This window comes from Dehalococcoidia bacterium (assembly GCA_030018455.1).
GTDB lineage: Bacteria > Chloroflexota > Dehalococcoidia > DSTF01 > JALHUB01 > JASEFU01.
This window is the reverse complement of sequence record JASEFU010000003.1, coordinates 131,703-156,359: the sequence shown is the minus strand read 5'-3', so window position 1 is coordinate 156,359 and position 24,657 is coordinate 131,703. Positions and strand designations below refer to the sequence as shown.

At 66.0% G+C, this 24,657-nt stretch carries 23 protein-coding genes and 2 tRNA genes; 13 read left to right on the top strand and 12 right to left on the bottom strand.

From position 1 onward, the window contains the following. Positions 1-78 precede the first annotated feature (78 nt). The 3 genes from gyrA to lon all read left to right on the top strand — a co-directional run bounded on the left by gyrA (position 79) and on the right by lon (position 5,728). A complete protein-coding gene (gene gyrA / locus QME71_05965) occupies positions 79-2,718 on the top strand; it encodes a DNA gyrase subunit A (GenBank protein ID MDI6857842.1) in 2,640 nt (879 codons plus the stop codon). A 127-nt stretch (positions 2,719-2,845) separates the two neighbouring features. Next, positions 2,846-3,292: an Hsp20/alpha crystallin family protein gene (locus QME71_05960; protein MDI6857841.1), complete on the top strand. Its 447-nt coding sequence runs from the start codon at positions 2,846-2,848 to the stop codon at positions 3,290-3,292. A gap of 27 nt (positions 3,293-3,319) precedes the next feature. Then, entirely contained in the window at positions 3,320-5,728 is a 2,409-nt protein-coding gene (gene lon / locus QME71_05955) for an endopeptidase La (GenBank protein MDI6857840.1), read from the top strand. 9 nt (positions 5,729-5,737) lie between these two features. On the opposite strand, the gene QME71_05950 is transcribed toward lon, so the two are convergent. Then, entirely contained in the window at positions 5,738-6,472 is a 735-nt protein-coding gene (locus tag QME71_05950) for a metallophosphoesterase family protein (GenBank protein ID MDI6857839.1), read from the bottom strand. 101 nt (positions 6,473-6,573) lie between these two features. Between QME71_05950 and thiL the strand changes: the two genes are divergently transcribed. Genes thiL through ndk form a run of 4 tightly spaced genes read left to right on the top strand, consistent with a single transcriptional unit; the run spans position 6,574 to position 9,258 of the window. Next, positions 6,574-7,611 carry a thiamine-phosphate kinase gene (gene thiL, locus QME71_05945; GenBank protein MDI6857838.1) on the top strand — a complete coding sequence of 346 codons (1,038 nt, stop codon included), beginning with the start codon at positions 6,574-6,576 and terminating at the stop codon, positions 7,609-7,611. Further along, entirely contained in the window at positions 7,611-8,087 is a 477-nt protein-coding gene (gene tsaE / locus QME71_05940; GenBank protein ID MDI6857837.1) for a tRNA (adenosine(37)-N6)-threonylcarbamoyltransferase complex ATPase subunit type 1 TsaE, read from the top strand. The genes thiL and tsaE overlap by 1 nt, the downstream gene beginning before the upstream one ends. Continuing rightward, a complete protein-coding gene (gene tsaB / locus QME71_05935) occupies positions 8,084-8,764 on the top strand; it encodes a tRNA (adenosine(37)-N6)-threonylcarbamoyltransferase complex dimerization subunit type 1 TsaB (protein ID MDI6857836.1) in 681 nt (226 codons plus the stop codon). The genes tsaE and tsaB overlap by 4 nt, the downstream gene beginning before the upstream one ends. A gap of 41 nt (positions 8,765-8,805) precedes the next feature. Further along, entirely contained in the window at positions 8,806-9,258 is a 453-nt protein-coding gene (gene ndk, locus QME71_05930; protein ID MDI6857835.1) for a nucleoside-diphosphate kinase, read from the top strand. 3 nt (positions 9,259-9,261) lie between these two features. Here the strand turns inward: ndk and rsfS are convergent, their stop codons facing one another. Continuing rightward, positions 9,262-9,576: a ribosome silencing factor gene (rsfS, locus tag QME71_05925; GenBank protein ID MDI6857834.1), complete on the bottom strand. Its 315-nt coding sequence runs from the start codon at positions 9,574-9,576 to the stop codon at positions 9,262-9,264. A gap of 99 nt (positions 9,577-9,675) precedes the next feature. Here rsfS and mnmA point away from each other — a divergent pair, with 99 nt between their 5' ends. Genes mnmA through QME71_05910 form a run of 3 tightly spaced genes read left to right on the top strand, consistent with a single transcriptional unit; the run spans position 9,676 to position 11,562 of the window. After that, positions 9,676-10,788: a tRNA 2-thiouridine(34) synthase MnmA gene (gene mnmA, locus QME71_05920; protein ID MDI6857833.1), complete on the top strand. Its 1,113-nt coding sequence runs from the start codon at positions 9,676-9,678 to the stop codon at positions 10,786-10,788. Between the two features lie 4 nt (positions 10,789-10,792). Further along, the gene (locus QME71_05915) at positions 10,793-11,113 is read left to right on the top strand and encodes a hypothetical protein (GenBank protein MDI6857832.1); all 321 of its coding nucleotides are present in this window, start codon (positions 10,793-10,795) and stop codon (positions 11,111-11,113) included. Positions 11,114-11,145: 32 nt separating this feature from the next. Then, the gene (locus QME71_05910) at positions 11,146-11,562 is read left to right on the top strand and encodes a YtxH domain-containing protein (GenBank protein MDI6857831.1); all 417 of its coding nucleotides are present in this window, start codon (positions 11,146-11,148) and stop codon (positions 11,560-11,562) included. Between the two features lie 192 nt (positions 11,563-11,754). On the opposite strand, the gene QME71_05905 is transcribed toward QME71_05910, so the two are convergent. The 9 genes from QME71_05905 to QME71_05865 form a co-directional block, all read right to left on the bottom strand. Beyond that, positions 11,755-11,843, bottom strand: a tRNA-Ser gene (locus tag QME71_05905). 25 nt (positions 11,844-11,868) lie between these two features. Next, a tRNA-Ser gene (locus QME71_05900) sits at positions 11,869-11,958 on the bottom strand. A 72-nt stretch (positions 11,959-12,030) separates the two neighbouring features. Beyond that, a complete protein-coding gene (locus tag QME71_05895; protein ID MDI6857830.1) occupies positions 12,031-12,663 on the bottom strand; it encodes a class F sortase in 633 nt (210 codons plus the stop codon). Positions 12,664-12,822: 159 nt separating this feature from the next. Further along, a complete protein-coding gene (locus tag QME71_05890) occupies positions 12,823-13,650 on the bottom strand; it encodes a class F sortase (GenBank protein MDI6857829.1) in 828 nt (275 codons plus the stop codon). Further along, on the bottom strand, positions 13,610-14,434 hold the full coding sequence (locus QME71_05885; GenBank protein MDI6857828.1) for a class F sortase: 825 nt from the start codon (positions 14,432-14,434) through the stop codon (positions 13,610-13,612). The genes QME71_05890 and QME71_05885 overlap by 41 nt, the downstream gene beginning before the upstream one ends. A 233-nt stretch (positions 14,435-14,667) precedes the next feature. Beyond that, positions 14,668-16,002, bottom strand: a complete 1,335-nt coding sequence (locus tag QME71_05880; GenBank protein ID MDI6857827.1) for an invasin domain 3-containing protein — start codon at positions 16,000-16,002, stop codon at positions 14,668-14,670. Between the two features lie 416 nt (positions 16,003-16,418). Beyond that, positions 16,419-17,879: an Ig-like domain-containing protein gene (locus QME71_05875; GenBank protein ID MDI6857826.1), complete on the bottom strand. Its 1,461-nt coding sequence runs from the start codon at positions 17,877-17,879 to the stop codon at positions 16,419-16,421. Between the two features lie 168 nt (positions 17,880-18,047). After that, a complete protein-coding gene (locus QME71_05870) occupies positions 18,048-19,118 on the bottom strand; it encodes a hypothetical protein (GenBank protein MDI6857825.1) in 1,071 nt (356 codons plus the stop codon). A gap of 298 nt (positions 19,119-19,416) precedes the next feature. Further along, a complete protein-coding gene (locus tag QME71_05865; GenBank protein ID MDI6857824.1) occupies positions 19,417-21,291 on the bottom strand; it encodes a hypothetical protein in 1,875 nt (624 codons plus the stop codon). Between the two features lie 446 nt (positions 21,292-21,737). On the opposite strand from QME71_05865, the gene aroH reads away from it, so the two are divergent. From aroH to QME71_05850, 3 genes are all read left to right on the top strand, one after another. Beyond that, positions 21,738-22,109 carry a chorismate mutase gene (gene aroH / locus QME71_05860; protein ID MDI6857823.1) on the top strand — a complete coding sequence of 124 codons (372 nt, stop codon included), beginning with the start codon at positions 21,738-21,740 and terminating at the stop codon, positions 22,107-22,109. Between the two features lie 23 nt (positions 22,110-22,132). Next, positions 22,133-23,182: a 3-deoxy-7-phosphoheptulonate synthase gene (gene aroF, locus QME71_05855; protein MDI6857822.1), complete on the top strand. Its 1,050-nt coding sequence runs from the start codon at positions 22,133-22,135 to the stop codon at positions 23,180-23,182. 184 nt (positions 23,183-23,366) lie between these two features. Beyond that, positions 23,367-24,092 (top strand): segregation/condensation protein A, encoded by a 726-nt coding sequence (locus QME71_05850; protein MDI6857821.1) that lies wholly within the window; start codon positions 23,367-23,369, stop codon positions 24,090-24,092. Here QME71_05850 and QME71_05845 read toward each other — a convergent pair. Next, positions 24,001-24,459 carry a VanZ family protein gene (locus QME71_05845; protein ID MDI6857820.1) on the bottom strand — a complete coding sequence of 153 codons (459 nt, stop codon included), beginning with the start codon at positions 24,457-24,459 and terminating at the stop codon, positions 24,001-24,003. The two genes, QME71_05850 and QME71_05845, sit on opposite strands and share 92 nt — an antisense overlap. Positions 24,460-24,657 lie beyond the last annotated feature (198 nt).

The window sequence follows — 24,657 nt, the reverse complement described above, 5'->3', positions numbered from 1 at the left end:
CCGTAAGGGCCGCGTATGATAGGATAGAATGGCGCGCGGCAGCGTCGCTGCGCTGCGAGTCTACCTCGGGAGAAGAAGATGACGACTGATGCAACGGCAGGCAGGATACGCCCCATCAAGATCGAGGACGAAATGCGGGCCTCCTACCTTGACTACGCCATGAGCGTCATCGTCTCCCGCGCCCTCCCCGACGTGCGCGACGGACTCAAGCCCGTGCAGCGCCGCATCCTTTACGCCATGTCGGAGCTGGGGCTGCGCCCCAACGCCGCCTATAAGAAGAGCGCCCGTATCGTGGGGGAGGTGCTCGGGAAGTACCACCCCCACGGCGACGACCCCGTGTACGAGGCAATGGTGCGCATGGCGCAGGACTTCTCCATGCGCTACCGGCTCGTCGACGGGCAGGGCAACTTCGGCAGCATCGACGGCGACCCCGCGGCGGCAATGCGCTACACCGAGGCGCGCCTTACACCCCACGCCGAAGAGATGCTAGCCGATATCGACCGCGACACCGTCGATTTCGGCCCCAACTTCGACGATAGCCTCCGAGAGCCGATCGTCCTCCCCGCCCGCCTGCCCAACCTGCTGGTGAACGGGGCCTACGGGATCGCCGTCGGCATGGCCACAAACGTCCCGCCGCACAACCTGTCAGAGATCTGCGACGCGCTTGCCCTCCTCATCGATAAGCCGGACGCCGCTATCGACGAGATCACGAAGGTGGTCAAGGGCCCCGACTTCCCGACCGGCGGGCTGATATTTCGGTACGAGCGGACGCGTAAGGACGGCACGGAGGCCAGGCATGACGCCATCCAGGAGGCGTATCGTGACGGTCGGGGCCGTGTCGTCATGCGCGCCCGCACACACATCGAGGAGTCCCGCAGCGGACGGCAGCAGATCATTGTCAGCGAGCTGCCGTATATGACGAACAAGGCGGCGCTCGTTGAGCGCATCGCCGACCTGGCGCGGAGCAAGCGCATCGACGGCATCAGCGACCTTCGCGACGAGTCGGACAGGCATGGCATGCGCATCGTCATTGAGGTGAGCCGCGCTGGCCAGGCGCAGCAGGTGCTCAACCAGCTCTACCGCCACACGGCGATGCAATCGTCCTTCCCCATCAACATGCTCGCGCTCGTCGATAATCAGCCCCGCACGCTGAGCTTGAGGCGGACGCTGGAGCACTACATTGCCTTCCGCCGCGAGGTCATTCGGCGGCGCTCGCAGTTCGAGCTCGAAAAGGCGCGGGAGCGAGAACACATTCTGCAAGGGCTCCTGAAAGCGCTGGAGAACCTCGACGCCGTCATTCAGGCCATTCGCCGCGCGCAGTCGGCGGAGCAGGCGAAAGAGCGCCTGATGAAGCCGCCGTTCAAGATGAGCGACCGGCAGGCGCAGGCGGTTCTGGACATGCAACTGCGGCGCCTGGCGCGCCTCGAGCGACAAAAGATCGAGGAGGAATACGCGCAGATAATCCAGCAGATCGCCTACCTGGAAGACCTGCTCGCCAATCCCCGCAAAATCGATTTCTTGATAAAAGAGGACGCGCAGGATATCAAGAAGCGGTACGGCGATTCGCGCCGGACGCAGATCATCGATCAGGAGGTCGAAGAATTCTCTGAAGAAGACCTCGTGCCGCACCAGGAGGTGGTGATCACCCTCAGCAGCCGCGGCTACATCAAGCGCCTGCCGCTGGAAACGTACCGCCTGCAGCGCCGGGGAGGACGCGGCATAACGGGCATGGTGACGCGCGAGGCCGACGCCGTGTCGCGTCTGCTCGTCGCCGACACGCACGATAGTCTGCTCTTTTTCACGCAACGCGGCCGCGTATTCCAGCTCAAGGCCTATGAGGTGCCGGACGCCAAGCGGCAAGCGCGCGGCATACCGCTGGTAAACCTGATCGAGCTCGCTCAGGGCGACCTGGTCACGGCGATGATCGGAGTGCGGAGCTTTGAGAAGGACTTCTTGGTGCTGGCGACGGCGCGCGGCGAAGTGAAGAAGACGGCGCTCTCCGAATTCGAGTCGGTGCGACGGGCGGGCTTGATAGCAATGGACCTGGAAGAAGGCGATGAGCTTATCACTGCCAAGCAGGCGGCGGAAGACGATCACGTGGTCCTCGTCAGCGGCAAGGGGAAGTCGGTGCGTTTCTCGGTGAAAGAGCTGCGGTCCGCTTCGCGCATGAGCGGGGGCGTTCGCGGGATCTCGCTCGCCAAGGACGATTCCCTCGTCAGCATGGAGGTCGTGGCGGTCGGCCGGCAGCTACTGACCGTAACGGCGAACGGCTTCGGAAAGCGCACCGCCTTCGAGGAGTACACCGTGCACCACCGGGGCGGCGAAGGCCTCGTAACTCATAGGACAACGGACAAAACGGGCACCGTAGTGGTCGCGAGGACCGTGCATGGCGACCAGGAACTGATACTCGTATCGCGAAACGGCATTATCCTGAGGACGCGAGTCGATAGCATCCCCATCGTCGGACGCGCGGCCCAGGGCGTAACGCTGATGGGCGTGGGGCCTGGCGACGCCGTCGCGTCAATCGCCTCCATCGACGTTGGAAAGGCCCCGGCCAGGGCGCCCGCCAGGAAGAAGGGCCAGACGGTCCGCGCTAAAGCCGCGCGCGGCGAAGGTGGAGCGGGCAAGGCGAAGCCCAGGTCGCAGGCGCCGGGCGGTGAAGAACGGTCGAGTCGCCAACCGGGCGGGAGGCCAAAGAGCCCACCCGGCGCTTCGTAGTCGCCGCCGAGAAGCACCCTTGGCCATCGCGCAGTCGTGAAGCCGGCCTCCGGCTTGTAATTCGGTATCGAAGGAATTATTCTAGCCGTAGGGCGTTCTTCTCAATATGTCACGGGGGGCCGGTATCTTGGAAACGAAGCATGCCTTTGACGAGTTCGAGCGGCTCCACGAGCAAATGGAGCAGATGTGGCGTCGAATGGTGTCTGGTCTTCCCGGCCGTCCCGGCTTCTGCGCCCCCGTCATCCAGCCGCTGACCGATATCTTCGAGACGCCGAACCACGTAGTGATCGTTGCGGAGGTGGCGGGCATAGCGGACGAAGAAGTAGAGATCGAGATACAGGGCGATCGTTTGACCTTTCGCGGCGAAAAGAGGGACCGACGCGCCGAACCCCACCATCGCCATGCGCAAGTGGAGATCTGCTACGGGCGCTTTGAGCGGACGGTGAGACTTCCCGCCTCAGTCAAGACCGAGGGGGCGGAAGTGTCTTATTCGGACGGCTTTCTCCGCATCCTCCTGCCTAAGGTGGAACAGCAAGTCCCTCGATCTGTGAGAGTGAATCTCCGCGAGTCTTAGAATTCGCGTTTTCAAAGGAAGGAAGCAGTGCAGGAGAACCAGGACGAGAAACAGCAGGAAGAGTCTGCTCCGGGGACTTCGCAGCAAACACCCAGGTTCCCCGAGGTGCTGCCTGCCATCGCCAGCGACGGCATGGTGCTCTTCCCGGGCCTGATGCTGCCGCTGGCCACCCCTGATCCGGCCATTGTCCAGGCCATCAGCGAAGCGGCTGCCAGCCCCGTGAAAATGGTCGTCCTGTTCGCCCAAAAGCCCGGCGAAGGCGGCCAGTACAGCGCCGAGATGTATTCCATCGGGACGGTGGCGAACATAATCCGCATGATGCGCGACCCATCGGGCGGCGTCCAGGCGATTATCCAGGGAGTCGTGCGCGCAGAGATGCTGTCTGTGGAGCAGGAGACGCCCTCGCTACGCGTCCGCGTGCAGGCACTAGATGAGGAGCGCGGAGAGGGCATAGAGCTGGAGGCGCTGACGAGGACGGTCCTCGGCCTGTTTCAGCGCGTGGTGGCGTTGAGCGATGCTCTCCCCAACGAACTGGGAATGGCTGCGGAGACAATCACGTCGCCGGGTACGCTCGCCGATCTGGTGGCGGCGCACATCAATATCAAGCCGGAGGAGAAGCAGGCCGTGCTCGAGACGCTGAACGTAATCGAGCGGCTCCGGCTGGTGAACGGCTATCTCCAAAAAGAGGCGGAAGTCCTCCAGGTCGAAAGGGAGATACAGTCGCAGGTCCGCGGCGAGCTCGACAAGACCCAGAGGCAGTACATCCTCCGCGAGCAATTGAAGGCGATACAGCGCGAGCTCGGCGAGTCCGACCTGGCGCCGGAGGTGGAGGAGCTGGCGCAGCGCATAGAGGAAGCGCACATGCCGGAAGAGGCGCGACGCGAGGCGGAACGCGAGCTGGAGCGCCTGCGCACCATGCCTCAGGCCGCTGCCGAGTACCAGGTGTCGCGCAACTACCTCGAGTGGCTCGTAAGCCTGCCCTGGGACAAGAGCACCGAGGACAACATGGACATCGCGCGCGCGGAAGCGATATTGAACGAAGATCACTACGGTCTCGACAAGGTGAAGCGGCGGATACTCGACTTCCTGATCGTGCGCAAGCTCAAGGCGGACAGCCGCGGGCCGATCCTGTGCTTCGTGGGGCCGCCGGGCACGGGGAAGACCTCGCTCGGGCAGTCGATCGCGCGGGCGCTGGGGCGAAAGTTCATCCGTATGTCGCTCGGCGGCATGCGCGACGAGGCGGAGATAAGGGGACACCGCCGCACGTACGTCGGCGCCCTGCCCGGACGCATCATCCAGCAGATAAGGCGCGCCGACTCGAACAACCCCCTGTTCATGCTCGACGAGGTCGACAAATTGGGGATGGACTTCCGGGGCGACCCGTCGGCGGCGCTGCTCGAGGTGCTCGACCCCGAGCAGAACAATGCTTTCGTCGATCACTATCTCGATGTGCCGTTCGACCTCTCGCGCGTCATGTTTATCACCACCGCCAACCTCATCGACCCGATCCCCGCGCCGTTGCAGGACCGCATGGAGATAATCGAGCTGCCGGGCTACACCGAGCACGAGAAGCTGGAGATCGCCAAGCGCTACCTGGCGCCGCGCCAAATGGAGGCGAATGGGCTTCAGCCCGGCGCGCTCACGATCACCGACGAGGCGATCCTGGAGGTGATCAGGAGCTACACGCGGGAGGCGGGCGTGCGCAACCTGGAGCGCGAGATCGGCGGGATCTGCCGCGGCGTCGCCCGTGACGTCGTGCGCGGCGTCCAGGAGAGCGTCACCGTCAACCCCGAAGACCTGAGTAAGTTCCTGGGGCCGCGGCGATTCCGCTGGGAGGTGGAGCGCGAGGAAGACGAGGTGGGCGTGGCGACCGCTATGGCCGCGACGGCGGCCGGCGGCGACCTGCTGTATGTGGAGGCGAGCTGCGTGCCGGGGAAAGGCCGCCTCACGCTCACCGGCAAGCTGGGCGATGTGATGCAGGAGTCGGCGCAGGCGGCGCTGACGTATGCCCGCAGCCGCGCCGAGCAATTGCGCATCCCTGAAGGCGCGTTCGACAACTTCGACCTGCACATCCACGTGCCCGCGGGCGCCATCCCCAAGGACGGCCCGTCCGCCGGCGTGACGATGGCGACGGCTCTGGTCTCAGCCCTGACGAGGCGCCCCGTTCGCAAAGACGTGGCAATGACGGGCGAAATAACGCTGCGGGGCAAGGTGCTGCCCGTGGGCGCCATCAGGGACAAGGTGCTGGCGGCCCACCGGGCGGGAATCAAAACGGTCATAATCCCCAAGGACAACGAGCCGGACCTGGAGGAGCTGGCGCCGGATGTGCGCAACGAGATCACCTTCGTCCTCGCCGAGCACGCCGACGACGTGCTGAACAACGCGCTGCACCCGGAACAGGTGGAGGAACAGAGCCGGCTCACAGTCGTCCGCTAGGCTTCGGTCTCATTGGCCGAAGGCGAGGCGCTCCGCCAACCACCGGGGCAAACCTTCCGCCCGTATCTTCTCCTGCGTCGCCGCGATATCGTACTCCACGCGGCGGAGCGTGAGGACGCGCCCCTCGAGGTCGAGCGCGGCGTAAGAGGCGCGCCGGTCGCCGTCGCGGGGCTGCCCCACAGAGCCCGGGTTTATGATGAGGCGTCGCTCCCCCAGGTCGATGCGGTCTCCGTTCAGCAGCGGCGTCAGTCGCGCCGTTCCCCCTGCCGTCTCGCAGGCGACAAACGGTATGTGCGAGTGGCCGATGATGCTGTAGGCCGTCTCCATGCGCCGGAACTGCTCCTCAGCCGCTTCCGACGATAGCAGGTACTCCCAAACAGGCGCCCGCAGGCTGCCGTGCACAAGCGTGAAGTCGCCTTCCTTCGCGACCTGCGGCAGGCCGTCGAGGTACTGCCTCTCCTTGTTGCCCAGCCGCTTCCCCGTCCACTCTGCCGCCATCCTTCCCGCCGGGTTGAAGTCCGACGTGCTGATGCGGTCGATTGCGGCCAGGTCGTGGTTGCCGCAGACAGCGAGGTGGGAGTACGGGCGCAGCAGCGCGATGCAGGCGATCGGGTCGGGGCCGTAGCCGACGATGTCGCCGGGGCACCACACGCGGTCGATGGGGCCGGCAGCACCGGCGTCGCGGAGGACGGCCTCGAAGGCGGCGAGGTTGGAGTGGATGTCGCTGACGATGAGTATTCGCAAGTGCCGCCCGCTCCTTCGGTCGCTGTTTTCACTATACCAGAGATCGTAGGGTCGACCAGCGCCGGTTGAGGGTCAAGAGAGGCTGAAGGTATAATCCAGGCATGAAGGTCTCTGAGCTCGGGGAGTTCGAGCTTATAGCGCGCATCAAGGATGAGCTGGGAGCGCAGGAGGCGGCGAAGACGGCAATGGGCCGCCATTCGCGTCTCCTTCTGGGTATCGGCGACGACGCTGCCCTCTGGCAGAGCCCCAGCAGCGCCCAGATCGCCACGACCGATACCCTCGTCGCCGGCGTCCACTTCCCCGAGGGGCGCGTTCCCTGGGCCGACTTAGGGTGGAAGGCGCTCGCCGTAAACGTCAGCGACGTCGCCGCCATGGGCGGCACGCCCGAATACGCGCTCGTCACTCTCGGCCTCCCATCTGATTTCGCCGTCGAGGACGTGCTCGCGCTCTATCGCGGGATGGCGGACCTGGGCAAGGAGTACGGCGTCGTCATCGCCGGCGGCGACCTGGTGCGCGCGTCCAGGCCGTTCGTGACCGTGGCCCTCTGGGGCCGGGCGACCGAGAGCCAGCGCGGCGAGCCCCTCTTCCTCTCGCGCGACGCCGCTCACGCCGGCGATCTGATCGCCGTGACCGGTGTGCTGGGGAACGCGGCCGGAGGGCTCCGCCTGCTGACGGAACGGCGGCCGGCGCCGCGCCAGACGGTCGAGTACCTGCGGCGGGCCTATCTCCGGCCGAGGCCGCAGGTCGACCTTGGACGCGCCCTTGTCATCGCCGGCGTCCGTTGCGCCATCGACGTGAGCGATGGGCTTGGCCTCGACCTCGGTCACATCTGCGAGGAGTCCCAACTGGGAGCAAGGGTCCGCGTCGACCAGTTGCCGGTGAGCGATCAGCTAAAGAGCGCGTTCCCCGAAGAAGCGCTGACGATGGCGGTCGGCGGCGGCGAGGACTATGAGTTGCTGTTCACCGGCCCCGCCCGCATCGTCGACCGCGTGCGCGGCCGCTTCGCGACGCCCATCACTGTTGTCGGCGAGATGGTGGAGGACGGAGAGCGGCGCCCGCGTTTCCTCGACGACGCGGGAAACGAGATGGCGTTCGAAAGGGCCGGCTGGGAGCACTTCTTTCCGGAAAGCGCGCGCTGATGGACTGCCTGCTCCTGAGGAGCGAGAGCCCGGCTGAGACCAGGCGCATCGGCGCGAGGCTGGCGCGCCTTCTCCGCCCCGGCGACGTCGTTCTCCTTCAAGGCGAGCTCGGTGCGGGAAAGACGTGCCTCGCCCAGGGCATCGGAGCCGGACTGGGAGTAGCGTCCGGCATCAAGAGTTCCGCGTTCGTGCTCCTGAGCGAGTACCGGGGCCGGCTGACGCTCTACCTGGCCGACCTCTACCGGCTCGAAGACCCGCAGGAAGTGGCCGACCTGGCGCTTGAGGAGTCGGCGGCGGACGGCGTGCTGGCGGTCGAGTGGCCGGAGCGGGCCTGGCAGGAGATGCCGCCCGAGCGTCTGCTCGTGCGCATCGAGTGGACGGGCGAGCGCTCGCGGGAGTTGACGTTCGAGGCGCGGGGCGCGCGCTACGAGGAGTTGCTCGCCGCCCTCGCGTCACGTCTGGAGAAGAGGCGGTGACGGCGGTGGAGCTGTCCGTCGATTCGGCGAGCGACTGGGCGAGCGTGGGGCTGTCGACCGAAGGGCAGGCGTTCGCGGAGACGACGTGGCGCAGCCGCCGCCAGCACTCGACGCAGCTCATGCCGGCGATAGAGGCGCTGCTCGCCCGCTTCGCCATCGACAGGGCGGAGTTGACGGCGGTCTTCGTGTGCGTGGGGCCGGGAAGCTATGCGGCGCTTCGCGCGGGTGTCAGCATTGCCAAAGGGCTGGCGTTCGCGTTCGGAGTTCCCATCGTCGGCGTCGGGCGGCTCGAGCTGGACGCATACCCCTACGCGGGCTGCGGGCGGCCGCTGTGCGCGGTGCACCGAGCCGGTCGCGGCGAGGCCGCTTGGGCGGTGTACGTGGGGCCGAAGGAGCGCTGGTCGGAGGTGGTGTCGCCGCGCATGTCGTCGGTGGAGGCGATGCTTTCGATGGCCCCGCGGGATGCCCTGTTCTGCGGCGAGGAAGACGACGACCTGGGGTCGCTGCTCGGGCAGTCGGGAGAGAAGGGGAGCGGGCGGATGCTGGTCACGGGCCGGCGGCGCGCCGATCATCTGGCGGAGCTTGCGTGGCGCCGTCTCGCGGCCGGGCAGGCCGACGACGCGCGGTCACTCGTGCCGCTGTACCTGCGCGAGCCCGCCATCGGCCCGCAGAGCTAGCGACGTTGCGTGACTTCGTCTAGAGGAGAATCGACAACATGGTGGAACGGAGCCTGGTGCTGGTCAAGCCGGATGCGATGCAACGGGGACTCGCCAGCGAGGTGCTGGGCCGCATAGAGCGGCGCGGCCTGAAGATCGTGGCGATGCGCCTCCTTCAGATGGACGAGGAGATGGCGAAACGTCACTATGCCGAGCACGTCGGCAAGCCGTTCTTCGCGGGGCTAGTCGCGTTCATCACCTCCTGCCCCATAATCGCCGCCGTGTTCGAGGGGGAGAACGCCGTGGCGCTCGTCCGCCAGACGATGGGCGCGACCGACCCCGCGAAGGCAGCGCCCGGCACGATACGCGGAGACCTCGGCATCGACCTGGGGCGCAACCTCGTGCACGGCTCCGATTCGCCGCAATCGGCGGAGCGAGAGGTCGCTTTGTTCTTCGACAAGAGCGAGATCGTCGGCTACGAGCGCAGCCTGGAGCCGTGGATCAAGGAGGCGTAGCGCTCACTGGAAGCGGACAACGGCCGCTCCCCTGCTCCATAGCTCCTCGATCCGGTAGTAAGCGCGGGTCGCCGGGTCGAAGAGGTGGACGATCACGTCGCCGAGGTCGAGCAGGACCCACCCCGAGTCGGACGCCCCCTCGCGGCGCACGGCGACGGACTTCTTCGCCAGTTCGTCCTCGATGGAATCAAGAAGGGCCTGCATTTGCCGCGTGGTGGCGGCTGAGGCGATTACGAAGTAGTCCGCGAAGCTGGCGACCCGGCCGATGTCAAGTAGTATAATGTCCTCAGCCTGCTTTTCTGAGAGCAGCTCAACCACTCTTTGGGCTAGCTCGCCTGCTTCCAGACCGTGACCTCCTCTCGACGCGGTGTCGATATTATAACACGGCCGGAAGCGGGCGCACCCGGGGAACGGACGATGAACGAGAAGAAGCGCGTGGTCGTGGCGATGAGCGGGGGCGTCGATTCCTCCGTCGCCGCCGCCCTCCTGCTGGAGCGCGGCTACGAAGTCGTCGGCGTGACGATGCGCCTGTGGAGCGACGGGTCCTCGCTGCGGGCGGGTTGCTGCGTGCTCGGCGCCGACGACGCGCGCGAGGTCTGTCGTGTCCTCCGCATACCTCACTACGTGGTGAACCTGGAGCGCGAGTTCGAGGAGGAGGTGGTGCGCTACTTCTGCCGCGAGTATGAGCAGGGACGCACCCCCAACCCCTGCCTCGCCTGCAACGACAGCATCAAGTTCAAGCATCTCCTCCGCCGCATCGGCCGGTGGGGCGCCGGCTACCTGGCGACGGGCCACTACGCCCGCATCCGTCAGGTTGACGGCGAGTACCGGCTGCTGCGGGCCGTCGACGATTCGAAGGACCAGTCTTACGTCCTCTACACGCTGGGCCAGGACGAGATGTCGCGGCTGCTGCTGCCCGTCGGCGAGCGCACGAAGGCGGAGGTGCGGCGGATGGCGGCCTCGCTGGGGCTGCCGGTGGCGGAGAAGCGCGACAGTGTTGAGATCTGCTTCATCCCCGAGAACGATCACCTGGCCTTCTTGAAGGCGCGGAGTGTGGCGCGGGCGCCGGGCCGCGTCGTCGATGTGCACGGCAGGACGGTGGGGACTCACAATGGGATCGCCGGGTACACCATCGGGCAGCGGCGCGGGCTGGGCGTTGCGCTGGGCGAACGGCGATACGTGGCGTCGATAGACGCGCGGGAAAACGTCATTACGATCGGCGACGAGGAGGATTTGCTGTCCGAGGCGCTGATCGCCGACGCCGTGAACTGGGTGAGCGGCAGGCCGCCGGAAGGCGAAGCGGCCGTCGAAGCGAAGATCCGCTATCGCACTCCTGCCGCGCCGGCGACCGTCCGGATGCGCGGTGCCAGGGCGGAGGTGCGTTTCCGCGAGCGGCAGCGGGCCGTAACGCCGGGCCAGGCAGTCGTGTTCTATCAGGGGGAGGAGGTAATCGGGGGTGGTATTATATCGGTAGTTGGGGCGGCCGCCCGCCGGGGACGCCCGGAAGCCATCGTTATCTCAGGGAGGTGATGAGATGGACTTGCAGGAGGTGCGCGACCTCATAATCATCATTTGCGGGGCCATGTCGATACTGGTCCTGTTTGTGACTCTTGTGGTCGTGCTGGTCGTCGGGCTTTCGGCGCGGGGGCTCATATCGGTGGCGCAGTCGATGTTGCAGCAGCAGCTTTCCCCAACCCTGGACTCCGCGCGGCAGGCGGTGGACAACGTCCGCGGCGCAACCGCCTTCGTCACTGATACCGCCGTCAGCCCCATAATCCGCCTCTACGGTCTCTTCACGGGACTGAGAAGAGGCCTGATGTCGCTGCTCGGCTTTACGAGAAGGGTGCGCCGCTGAGGGGCCGCAGAAGAGAGCGAGGAGGCCATTCGATGGGTGCGAAAGGCGACAAGGAGCGCGAGGAAGAAGAGGAGCGGGCGGGGAAGGGCGGCCCCGGCTTTGTCTCCGGCTTTCTGTCCGGTTCCGCCCTGGGCGGACTTCTCGCCGTCCTGTTTACTCCCATGCCCGGGGAGGAGTTTCGGGCGATGACGCGGGAGAAGGCGCCGGAGCTGTGGGAGCGGCGGCAGGAGCTGGCGGAAGAAGCGCTGGGGCGTACGCAGGCGCTGTTCGAAAGGGTGGAGAGCATGCCCGGCGGCGGCATAATCCCCCGTATCCGTAATTTCTTGCGGGCAGTGAAGGAGAGGCTATCGGATGCGGCGGCGGAGGTGAGAGAGGGCATGGTGGAGGGGCAGGAAGAGGCGCGCCACCGTTACGAGACTATGACGAGACGCCGCCGCAGGGGCATGTGAGCCCACGCCCAGGCGCCTGCCGCCTTGCGTTCGGCGGCCGGCCGTCTACCGCGTCGTTCCGCGCGGGCGCCGGACCCGATATTCCCTGAAGAAGCGGTCCTGCAGGGCATCCGCATGTTCTTCTCCTATCCGTTGACTATCTCTCTCGGTGGGTCGGAAGCGGATGAACGGATCTGCGATGAGTATGGAGAGTGGCGGAGAGGGTGGGATTCGAACCCACGGACCCCAAAGGGGTCACGCGCTCTCCAGGCGCGCCTGATCGTCCACTCCAGCACCTCTCCGCGCGGCGGAGGACGTTGTATTAACTGGCGGAGAGGGTGGGATTCGAACCCACGGTCCCGTTGCCGGGACACCGCTTTTCGAGAGCGGCACCATCAACCACTCGGACACCTCTCCAAGCAGAAGGCGGCCTCCACGGAGAATCCGCCCGGACAACATTATAGCATAAGCCGGGGCGGCCTCGGGGGGTCAGGAGGGCGGTACGAGCACGCGTTCGGCCCGCACGACGAGCCGGTGGCTGTACTGTCTTGTGCTGTAGTTGAACTCGCCGCAGCAGGTTATGAGGGTTACGACTTCATTGGGCGTCGGCCCCACGATCTCGCCGATGGGCGCGGTGTCGACGGGCAGGCACTCGAGCGCGGTGACGCTGTACTGGTAGATGGTGCCGTCCGCCAGGCGGACCTCGACGATGTCGCCCGCTTGCAGATGGCGCAGCTCCCAGAAGACGGCGGGCCCGACGTCATGATAGTCGACGTGGCCGGAGAAGACGGCGTTGCTGCCGAAGCCCGGCCGGGTGCTGAAATCGTACCAGGCGACGTCGTAGGCGTTCGACGGTGACTGCATCACGCCGTCGCCGTCGATGCCCAGGGTGACGACCGGCGCGTCGATCCCGACCCGCGGGATGACGAGCCGCGCGATGGGAGCGTCGCTGGGGGGCGTGGACTGCGGTGGCGGGGTAATCGAAGGAGGCGTAGCGACGACTGAGCCGAAACCGGTAGTCGTCCCGGGCCCACTGTACCGGCCGTTGTTACCGATGATGCCGGTCGCCGAAAGACCGAAGAGGATGCCGGCGGCCATGAGAGCGGCAACGCCGAGCCCCATGATCACGACGGAGAGCCTGCTCAGGCTCTCTTGCCGTCTAGGGTTCCGAAAGCGCAAGCCCCGTCCCTCCCCAATAGAATCTGCAACACTATTCTAAGAAACCGGCGCCGCACGAGGAAGAGGCGGCGCTCTTCGGCGGGCCATGGGCGTGTCAGAACGCTAGGGAACGAGGGCGCCGCGCACGACGAGCCGCTGGTTGTATTGGCGCGTCGCCGGGTTGAAGGTGCCCTGGCAGGTGACGATGGTGATTGTGCCTTCGCCCGTGTCTGCGCAGTAGGAGCTGAAGTCGGACTCGGGGCTGATCGTCTGCGCCCACTGGACGGAGTAGCGGGCCACTGCGCCGTCGGGCAGATAGACTTCGATGATATCGCCAGGCGCGAGGAGGCGGAGGTCCCAGAAGACCGCCTCGTAGTGGGGGTGATAGTCGACGTGGCCGGAGAACACGGCGTTGCCGGACGAGCCGGGGTAGCCTCCGAGGCCGGGGAAGGCGGAGAAATCGTACCAGACGACGTCGAAGCGGCCGTTGGGAGGGCCCATCACGCCGTCGGGGCCCATGACGCGGATGGTGACGGGGGCGTTCACGCCGATCTTGGGTATCACCATCCGCATGCCGCTTTCCGCTGCCGGGCCCTGCGATTCGTGGGTCACTTCGGACGAACCTGTCGCATCGGAGTCGCTGGAAGCGGCCTCCAGCGGGGCTTCGCTGGTGGCGGTGGGGAGCGGGGTCGGCGAAGCGGTAAGGCGCGGCGTCGGTGTCGAGCGAGGCGTGGGGGAAACGGCGGCGTCGAGGACGCGGGCTAATGTCGACGGCCCGTCTCCGGTACCGCTGAAAAGGAAGAGCCATGTGAGTGCCGCAACGGTCGACAGGACGACGACGGGCACGCCCGCCAGCAGAGCGATGTGAAGCCGGTTTCGCGGCCGGAACGAAAGGCGCGAGGACCTCTCCCTAAGCCACCCGTACAGCCCAGACAACGCGCCTCTGATCATAGGTCCTCGTGGAGGGATCGAATGTGCCGGCGCAGGTAATCAGCGTCACCGATTCCTGAGGCGTGGAGGCGACGATGTCGTTCCAGACGGCGGCGCTGGAATCGACGACGCGGTTCCACTGCACGACGTACTTGTACTCCGAGCCGTCGCTGAGGCGGATGACGATTTCGTCGCCCGCCTCCAACTTCCGCAGGTCCCAGAAGACAGCGGGGCCGTAGTCACGGTAGTCGACGTGGCCGGAGAGGACGGTGTTGCCGCCCACGCCGGGCCGGCCGCCGAGCCCCTCGAAGGCGGAGAAGTCATACCAGGCGACGTCTGTCGGTCCCTCGGGCCGTGGCATGTGGCCGTCCGTGCCCACGACTCGCATGGTGATAGGGGCGTCGACGCCGATCTTGGCGATTAGAAGTCGGTCGCCTTCCTGGCCGGGCACCGGCGCCTCGGGGTGAGTGCCGGCGAGGCCGTTTGTTTGCAGACGCTGCTCAAGGTGTTCTTTGGCCAGCAGAAGCGACTGCGTCAGGTCTTCGTTGAGCAGCCCTTCCGATTCGCCCTCCGAAGGGGTCGCAGTCCGCGCGGCGGCGCTCTTTGCGTCGCCGTCGCCGCCCAGCGAAAGGGCGAGCGTTGTGGATACGGCGGCGATGATGAGGAGAAGGGCTATGGGCACGCCTGCGATTACGGCCCACCGCTGGCGCGGCTGAAGGCAGTCGAGCCACCGCCGCAACTGCTCCAGCCGACCTCCGCCTCCTGGCCCTCTGTCCCGTCCGCCCGGTAGTCTAAGTCGATCCATGGTAGGCCTCTTCGCTCTCCTGATTGCCGATCAAGGTGGTTCTGCCGGGAAATCCCTTTCGAATTGTACTTTTGCCGCGTCTGGCCTTCAAGCTTCTCCGGCGGTATCGGCCGTCCCTGCCGATTGTGTCAGCGGGAGTTAGCCTGTCTTTCGTCCTTATCGTGTTGATAGTCCTGGGGGCCCCGGTTGCAGTCCGGGACCCCCAGTCAGAATAGCTTCCCGGCTAGACTGTCCTAGTCGAGCAGTCCCGCGTCGCCGGTGGGCGGCGGCACCACTGTGGGTGGCGGCGCTACCGTGGGCGGCGGGGCCACTGTGGGTGGCGGCGCGGCGCAGTCGATCCTGATCGAGCTTTCAAGGTCGAAGTCCGGCACGCTGACTATCACGACCACGCCAGCCGATACGCCGGACAGCGGTGTGATTGTGCTGCTGGCAACGCCCTCGGCGTCAGTGACAGCCGTGATCGGGTCGGCGGTGCCGAGCGCCACAACGTCGAAGCGGACTCTGATGCCGGCCACGACGGGGTTGCCCTCAGCGTCCACCAGGGCGGCGCTCACGGTTGAGCTGGCTGTGCCGTCGCAGGTGATGGATGCGGGGCTGGCGGTTACGGTCATGTCCGCCGGCTCGCCGACGACCGTGATGTCCACTTCGTCGTCGTCCACCTCGGGCCCCATCGGGCTGAGGAGAGCGCTGGCGGTGATGGTGGCCGTTCCGGGTTCAACTCCGCAGACCAGGTTGACGGCGAAGGTGCCTGAATCGGTCTCGATGCTGACGGTCAGAGGGAGCGTGAGTACGGCGACATCGGTGTCATCGGACTCCCAGCCGACAAAGGCTCCGGCGAGTGGAGTCCCGTCGTCGTCTTCTACCGTCGCGATGAGGCCGGTAACCGTGGGTTCCTCGATCTCATCCGTGAAGTCCGCGAGGTCGAGACCGGTGCAGTCGCCGAGGTCCAGCCCTTCCATGACGGTGTCAGAGGGGAAGGCGATCACAGAGATCGCGTCCGGGTCGCCGACGACGGCGTACTCGATTGTGACGTCGATGCCCGACTGGCTGACAAGCAGCTCGTAGTCGTCATCGCGGGCAAAGCCGCCCGCGCCGGCAGTGAGGGTGGCAACGACGGCTCCATCGCCAACGGTGGCGGCGTTGGCGTCGCAGTCGGCCTCTTCCAGCGCTGTGTCACAAACCCAGTTAGCGGCGCCCGATTCGGCGAAAGCGCCCACGTCGGCGCTGAAAGTGACCGGGTCGTCGTTGGTCACGAAAGCCAGAATCCACAAGACGCCGGTATCTTCATTTAGCTGGTTGGCGTCCAGGTCGATGTCGGCAAAGTCGCTTGCCTCTACCCTGCCATCCCCGTCGCCTTCTTCGTCGGCAACGGCAAGAAGGTGTGCCGGGTTAGCAAGGTTGCACGCGGGAGCGCACGCCGCATCGGTGAGCGAATTAACGATGGTGGGGCTGAGCGCAATGACCGCGGTCGGGCGGGCTTGGGCGTCGTCGCTGCGGATGGTGGTTCCCGCCATGCCGAGCAGGAGCGCCACGAATGCCAGCCCTGCCAGTATTCCAAACTTCTTCAATTCAAACCCTCCTTAGTCTTGAGACTCACGTTTTGATTTACTTACCGAGTGGTTGTCCCTTCCCCTGCGCTGAGCCCTCCGTCGCCCTCGGCCGAGACACTTGTCGACGACGCGGGGCGTGAGGCGCCGGTTCAGGGCTTGTGGATTGCTGCACCTCCTTTCGCTCTTCCCGCTTCCCTGCCGACCGTAGCCGGCCTGCCGGTTATTCGGCTTGCGGGCTCCCTCCCGATTAGCGTCATCCCTTACAGGCGCGCGTGTTCCCTGCCACGCCCGGTCGGGCCTGCGCTGTTCCTTATAACGCGCAAGTCGGAAAAAGGTTAACGCCTTTTTTCGCCTGCGGCCGCATGGCGTGAAAGGAAGGCCTCCAAAGAGGCCTCCCTTTGCTTGCCGGACAACTCTTCCCTTCGACGCAGGCCTCAGGGAAGGTAGCCCCCGCTGCCTGTGGGCGGCGGCTGTATGGCAGGCGGCGGAGCGGGCGGCGGCGCGGGCGGCGGCGCCGGCGCTGCCTCCGCACACGCCACGATTATGCTCTTCTCGATAACGGGCACGAGAATCTCCTCGTCGTCATCGGGGTCTTCTATGTCGTTCACATCCAGTTCAGGGAGCATAAAAGTTGCCTTGACGGTGACGCCCCTGGCGATGTCGGAGAGCGGCGTCAAAACGGTGGTAGCTACGCCCCCCGCCGATTTCGCCTCTTTCGGCGATACGGTGCCCAGCGTCTTCGACTCGAAAACGACAACGTTGCCGTCGACGGCAGGGTTGCCTTCGGCGTCGGTAAGGGTGGCGCTTACGGTCGCGGTAGCGGTGCCGTCGCAGACGAGGCTGGCCGGCTCGGCGCTCAGGACCATCTCTTCCGGCGGCGCCATCACGGTGACTTCGATTTCGACGTGCCGTTCTGTGGCATTCAAGTCAAGCGGAGGGCTTGTTGGGCTGGGAGCTTTGACGGTGGAGGCCCTCACCCTTACTGTTCCCGGCTCGAGGCCGCAGAGAACGTTGGGGGCTCCGACGCCGAGCGGACTGCTGACGGTGGGGACGAGGGGCAAGGCGGTAATAGCGCCGTCGCTATCCCTGACCTCCCACGTGACCAGGGCCGCTGTCACCTCCGTCCCGTCCTCGTCGACAACCTTTGCCATAAGGGGGGTCTTCTCCGCGGCGCGAAGCGTGGCAAGGAAGGATGCGGTGTCGCCGAAGAGCTCGCACTGGGCGGCGCCGGCCTGAATCACCGTCTTGTTCGCGCTGACCGTGATGTTACGTGGCTCGCCGACGATGGTGTAAGGCTCTTCGACCTCGATCATTCCCTGGCGTACGCGAAATACGCCGGGGCCGCGGTCGTCGCGGTTGGCAAGCCATTTGACCAGGACAACGCCGTCGCCCCTGACCCCGTCGTTATCGCAGTCTTCGTCTTCGAAATCATAGTCAGGGCCGATGGGTCCGCAGCGCGCGAAGCTCGCCCCCGTGCGCTGGAAGATGCCGGTATCGGCGGCGAAGCCTACCGGCTGATCGCTGTTGACGAAGGCGATGACGTAGCCCGCGCCGTCCATCTGGTGGAACTGCCCACCGTCGACATCTATCTTCGCCAGGTCCTCGGGAGTGGGCTTGTCCGGGTCGGCCCCCAGCACCGTCACCAGTTGCCGGAACTCGGTCGCACCTGCGAGGGACAAGCAAGCGGTAAAGGCGGCCGTGCCGTCCTCGGCTTCACCCGGTATCGTGTCGCCGTCCCAGTCCAGGGAAGCGGTCATCGTGGTGCAGAGGACCTGGTTGACGGTTACGATGGAGACGATCCTGGCCTCCGCCGTCTTCGATTCAAACGTTTGCGCGAAAACGAGAAGAGCCAGCACGGGAACGAAAATGGTGATTGCCAGCTTTGTCCATTTCATTGTTTGCGTCCCCCTTTTTTCTTGCACTCCAGCAGTCCGGCCATCTTCCGGCGCCGCTTCCCTGCGAGAGAGCGGCCGCGGAGGCAGCAGCCGGCTAGGTTCCTATGGGGCAGCGCAGGCTGCCTTGTTAAAGGGGGCACGCTTTCACGCGCCCCCTTTCACGCATCGTTAGCGGCTCCTCACGCGCCGCAACACGAGTCCTGTCCCGACCAGCAGCGCCCCTGCGCAGGCGATGCCGATAAGCCCCGCTGCCGCCGGTGACACGCCGCTGTCGCTGCCCTGGCCCGTGGGCGGAGGCACGACGACCGGCTGCTGTCCGCCGCCCGGTGGCGGTGGCGGAGGCGGTAGGGTCGGCTCTTCCGCCGGCGGAGGCGGCGCCTCAGGGGTATCGGTTGGCGGCGGCGTGGGCGTCATCGTCCAGGCCCTGGGCGTCGGCGTCGAGGTCGGGCACGTGGGCTGGCCGGGGCCGCCGCACCAGGGCGTTGGAGTCGACGTCCTCGTGGCGGTAGGCGTGGCCGTGGGCGGAGGCGGTTCGCCGCTTTTGCTCTCCGTGCCGCCGTTGCAGGTCATTTCCCAGTTATATGCGGGATTGCACGTTCCCATCTCGGAGGCGTCCGGGAAGCCCAGCAGACCATTGGCGATAGTGAGCGTGTCCTCACCGGCCGCGATTGCCTGGAAATGGATCACCGCGATTACTCCGCTTGTCTCGTCATCTCCCAGCGTCCAGGGGCCGGCAAGGCTTGTGCATTGGAGAAACGCCCAACCATTGCCGGGGCCACTCGCCGGGTTCTTGTCACCCATCGGGTAGGCGATACCGCCGGTGGAGCAGTCCCATCCGCTGCCGAGACCGTCGCCCCAGATTGTGGAACCGGCGTTGGCGTCGGGGTTGTCGTCGAGCCCGTTCCCGCTGTTCGCCACCTCGGGCGCCACGTTCAATAGGTCGTCGTAGAGGACATCGAAGGCGAGCGTGCCTATCCCTGTCCCGGTAAACCCGCCGGCCGCAGCGTAAAGGCCCGACACGCAGAGGCCGATGTCGTAGATTGTGCCCGGATCATGGAACGCCGTCGCATCGATGTCGGTGCAGGGGCCGTCGGATGTCTCCATGTCGAGGGAGACTACGATGGGTACCGGCTCTTGAGCAGCGGCCTGCTCGCTTCCCCAGGGCCGGGCGAGGAGCAACAGCCCGGCCAGCAAAGCGATTGCGACGATGGCTAGAGAGATTATTCGCCAGCGTTTCATGGTTCCCTTCCTCTCTGGCTCATTTGCATATGAGTACCCCGCCGAAATGTGCGCGCCCTGCGCGCGATGCTTGCGATTGCGAGGGTTGGGCCGCTCGCGCAGCCCGGATGCCGACCAACGACGTACTTGTAACGCATCAGCTTCCGCTATGTCAACCGATGCGCGAAGAAAAGTCCGGCGTCCTGTTCCGATTAGCCGGCGTGCGGTCGATCCGCTTTCCGGCGGGCCCCGCCGCCGGCGGGGCCGTTTGTGGGGAGGGCGGCGAAGGAATCGCCGCCCTCGTCTTTTCTGTTATCGCTTAGCGGACCCGGCGCCAGCGCCCGGCGTGGCGCAGGTACACGCCTCCGGCCGCAGCCAGGGCGCCCGCCGCGCCCGCCGTCAGCAGGGCGGCGAGCGTCCAGTCAAAGCCTCCGGACGGGCCGCTGCCCGTAGGCGGAGCGACGATCGGGCCGGCGCCGCCTGTGGGCGTCGCGGTCGATGTCGGCGGAGGCGGCGGCGGCAGCGTGGGCGCGGGCGTGCTCGTCGGCGGGACGGGCGTGTCCGTGGGCTCAGGCGTCGGCGTCGCCGTCTTGCGCCTGAACGGCGTGGGCGTCGTCGGCGGGACCTTCTCGTCCGTCGCGCCCTGGCAGTCCATCACGACGCCGCCCGGGCCGGTCCGGGCGGCCGGCGCGCCGCTCGGGAGGCCATCCAGGCCGGGGCAGTACCCGATGACCCCCTCTTCGCCCCATATCTCCAGCAGTGTGATGTCGACCTGGTCGGCGCCGGGGGCAAGGACCTCGAAGTCGATAGTGGCGAGAGCGCCGTAGTTGGTGATGTCGCCGATATTGGCGGTGCCTTCGAGGACCCAGCACCAGATTTCGGCTTCACCGGCGGAGCCTTCCGCCCCGCAGTACGGCTCCATCTCGATGTTGCAGTCCCAACCATCGCCGAGGCTGGTGCCGAAGGTTGTCGATCCGGCGTTGGCGTCGGGCATGTCATCGAGGCATTCGTCCTCAACGCCGCATTCCTCGTCGAGGCACTCGTCCAACTCGCCGTCGTACGAGACCAGCACGCGGAACCGGGTGACAGGCTCGTAGACGTCGGCTACGCAGACGGCGAGGGTGTGGGTGTCGCCCACGAACTCCGTCGTCTCGTCGTCGATTGCGTCGGGGTCGCAGGGGCCTTCGCCGTTAGTGATGTCCTTGTCTATGTAGGCGCGCGGCGGAGGAGTGGGCGTCTCGGTGGGCGTGTTGGTGGGAGTGGGCGTTTCGGTGGGTGTACTGGTGACTGTAGGCGTGCTGGTCTCCGTGGGTGTGGCCGTTTCGGTGGGTGTGTTGGTGACGGTGGGCGTGTCAGTGGGAAGTGGCGTTTCGGTCGGTGTGGCCGTTTCCGTAGGCGTGTTCGTCGGGCCCGGCTGCGTGGGCGTTTCGGTGGGCGGCTCGCCCTTGATGTCGGTGCCGTCGAGGCAGACCATCGGGAACAGGACGTCCGGGTTGCAGGTCCCCATCTCCGAGGCGTCGGTGTAGCCAAGCGTCCCCCAGCTAATCTGGAGGGTGTCCGTCCCGTTTTCAAGGGGAATGAAGGTGATTACGGCCAGAGTGCCCCAGTCCTCGTCATCGCCGAGACGGAAAGGCCCCGTGAGGCTCGAGCAGGACAGGAAGGCGCGGCCGTTGCCCGGTCCGGTGGCCGGGTTCTTGTCACCCATGGGGAAAGCGAGACCGCCGGACGAGCAGTCCCAGCCGTCGCCCAGGTCGTGCCCTTCGCCGTTGAACGTGGTTGCGCCTGCGTTGGCGTCGGGGTTGTCGTCGAGGCCGGTTCCGACATTCGCCACCTCCGGCGCCAGGTTGAGCGTGTCGTCGTACAGCACGTCGAAGGCGACTGTCCCCGGCGGAAAGCCGAGGTACAGACCGTGCACGCAGACGGCCACCTCGTACTCCACACCCAGCTGTCGCTGCGGGCCGACGTTGTCGGTGGCCGCAGGGTCGCAGGGGCCGCTGCCGTTGGTGACGTCCATATCGATCTCCATGTGGAGGTCGGTGAGGGTATCCCCATCGAAGTCGTAATAGTGGGCGGACGCTTCCTCGCCGCCGCCCTGCATCAGCGCGAAGCTGATCATGGCGACGGCCACAGCCAGTACGACGGCGGCTGCCGCGAGCAACGTGAACCTGGGGGAACGAGTAATGGGTCGTCTCATCGGTCACCTCCCTGCGGGCGCGCGCACCAGCCCCGCGCGATCCAACTAAGGCGAAACGGAACGTAGTTAGGCGCATGATACATTGCAAATTAAGAACGCGCAACCACGAAAAAGGTCAACGCGCAATCTCATTTTGAATCGACCCTATTCGGCTGCCGCGTCGATCACTGCCGCGCCCGCCGGAAATCGTAGGGTCGCCGCGCGAAAACGCTATCGACAGCGGGCCCGTTTTCGGTTACTATTAGCAATCATTCTGTGTTGAAGAAGACTGGGAGGTGTTCACCGGCCATGAGAGAGCCACGCTCAGGCGTCGTGACGGGACGGGCCAGCCGCCCTCTTCGTCATGGCCGTCCGTATGGCTCCCGGGCCGGCGTCTTTCGCTGACGTCCGGCCGGCCCCCGCGCGGCGAGAGGCTCGGCTCGGATGGGTTGAGGGCTGATTGCGGAGTGCGCTGCAGAGGCATCCGGGGCGCTATCACCGTAGATAGCAATACGAGTCGGGACATTCTGGCAGCCAGCCGCGAGCTCCTGACGGCGGTGATCAATGCGAACGCCGTCCAGCCCGAAGATGTAGCGTGCATCTTCTTCAGCACAACCCCCGATCTGAACGCAGACTTCCCCGCCAGGGCTGCCCGCGAGATGGGTTTCACCAGCGTGGCCCTTCTCTGCGGCCACGAGATGGCGGTACCCGGCAGCCTTCCCTCCTGTCTGCGTATCCTCCTTCTCGTGAACACGGAGAAGCGGTCCGATGAGATCGTTCACGTGTACCTGAAGGGGGCGGCCGCGCTCCGGCCCGACATCGAATACAATTCCCGCTGATTTCGTCTGGGAGGCATTTCGTGATGATGGTCGTAATGAAGAAAGACCATACCCAAAAGGATCTTGATGAGGTGCTCGTCTACCTCAAGGAAAAAGGACTCGGCTCTCACCTGAGCGTGGGCGTCGAGCGCACGGTTATCGGCGTCCTCGGCCACATCTACCCCGAGCTGGGCGAAGAGCTCGAGGCGCTGCCTGGCGTGGAAGAGACGGTCCCCATAACGCGGCCCTACAAGCTGGCCAGCCGCGAGCTCAAGCCCGAAGACACCGTCGTCCATGTGGGCGACGTGGCGATTGGCGGCGGCGCAACGGTGATTATGGCCGGCCAGTGCTCGGTGGAGAACGAGGAGCAGACCATGGCGACGGCGCGCCTGGTCAAGGAATGCGGCGGCCACATCCTGCGGGGGGGCGCGTTCAAGCCGCGCACCAGCCCGCACGCATTCCGCGGCCTGGGGGAAGCGGGCCTGAGGATGCTCGCCGCCGCGCGAGCGGAGACGGGCCTTCCCATCGTGACGGAGGTCATGGACCCCCGCGACGTCGATCTCATCGCCGGCTACGCCGACATACTGCAGATCGGCACGCGCAACGCCCAGAACTACTTTCTGCTCGACGAGGTGGGAAAGTGCGGCAAGCCGGTGCTCCTCAAGCGGGGGATGGCGTCGTCGGTGGAAGATTGGCTTCTTTGCGCCGAGTACATTCTTGCGCGCGGCAACAGCCAGGTGATCCTGTGCGAGCGCGGCATCCGCACCTTCGAGACGGGGACGCGCTTCACGCTCGATGTGAGCGCTATTCCGCTCGCGAAGCGGCTGAGCCACCTGCCGGTCGTCGCCGACCCGAGTCATGGGACGGGGCGCTGGTACCTGGTGGAGCCGATGTCCATGGCGTCGGTGGCCGCCGGCGCCGACGGCCTGATGGTGGAGATACACCCCAATCCGGACCGGGCGCTGTCGGACGGGGCGCAGAGCCTGAACTTCGACAACTTCCGGAAACTGATGCACAAGGTGTCGTCGGTGGCCGAGGCGGTGGGACGCCCCTTCGTCAGGAGCGGCGGCCCGACGGCGGAGGTCGCGAGATAGGGGAAGACGCAACGAGGAATCGGGACACGGGACGCCGGGCGTTGAAGGTCTTGACGCTCTGCGGGATGAGTCCTGCAGCCTGCATCCGACATCGCCTTCGCTCACCCGAGGTTCTAGCCCTCGGAAGCGTTGCAACGTCTCACGCCACCGGCATTCAGTGCGTTAAGAAGCGGGGTTAGGGGCCGTGTTTGAGTTGAAGCTGCCCGTCTTCGAGGGCCCGCTCGACCTTCTCCTGCACCTGATCGAGAAGGAAGAGCTCGACATCACCGCCGTCTCTCTCGTGCAGGTGGCCGACCAGTACCTCGCGCACCTGCAATCGATGGAGGCGATAAGCCTCGACGCCCTGGCCGACTTCGTGGCGATCGGCGCGAAGCTGATCTATCTCAAATCGAGAGCGCTGCTCCCGCGACAGGAGGCGGCGGAGGAAGAAGAGCCCTCGCTGGAAGAAGCGGGCCGCGAGCTGACGGAGATGCTGCAGGAATACCGTCGCTTTAAGGAGGTGGCGGGAGCGCTGCGGGCAATCGAAGACGAAGGGCTGCGCGCCTACCCGCGCGTCGCTCCGCCGCCGGACGTCCCGCTGCCCACGGGCCTGAAGAAAGTGACCCTCGACCGGCTGGTCGAGCTTTTTCAGGAGGCGCTGCGTCGCCAGCCGGCGGCGCCGCCGGCAGTCGAGCGCGAGCGCGTGACGGTGCGGCAGAAGATCGAGGAAATCGAGTCGCGGTTGCGGTCGGTGGGGAAGCTGAGCTTTCGCAGCTTCATTTCCGTTTGCCGCTCGCGGATCGAGGTGATCGTTTCCTTCCTCGCCGTGCTTGAGCTGATTAAGGCGCTCCGCCTTGCCGCCGAACAGGAGGAATTGTTCGGCGATATCGTGCTCGTCGCGGTAGAAGACCCCGCGCCCAGAGCCAGATGAGGAGCGCGGCGGCCGCCGCTCCCAGCGCGTCGATTGCGAAGTCGCTGAGGGAAGCGTCGCGGCCGGCCACGAACCCCTGGTGGTACTCGTCGGAGGCGGCGTACAGGACGGCGCCCAGGAGGGCGAGCGTCAGCGCGATGGGGACCCGCTTCTTCCGCAAGCCGCTGAAGAGCTGCCCCCAGGTCATGAGGGCGGTGAGAAAGGCGAATTCCGCGAAGTGGCCGAAGACGTTGACGGCGGCTGGCTGAGAGGCGCCGGGCGGCCGCTCCTGCGCGGAGAGCGAGAAGATGAGTCCCATCCAGAGGGCGGCCGGAAGCCACGCCGCAATTAGCCTGCCCGCCGCGATGGAAAAGGTTCGAGCCGTCAAGTTGCGTCTCTTTCCCGGACGATGATGTCAGAGTCATTATCGGCGACAGAGGCGTGCTCCGAAACTGTGCCCGCGTTCGCGTCCGCCGGACAGCCGAGCGCCGCGCGCGCGGGCAGCGGCCAGCGAGGGGCCGTTCTTGACCCCTCATAGCCCCTATGCTAGTATCCGTTAGCCAGAAGGGCGCAACGGAGGGGAAAG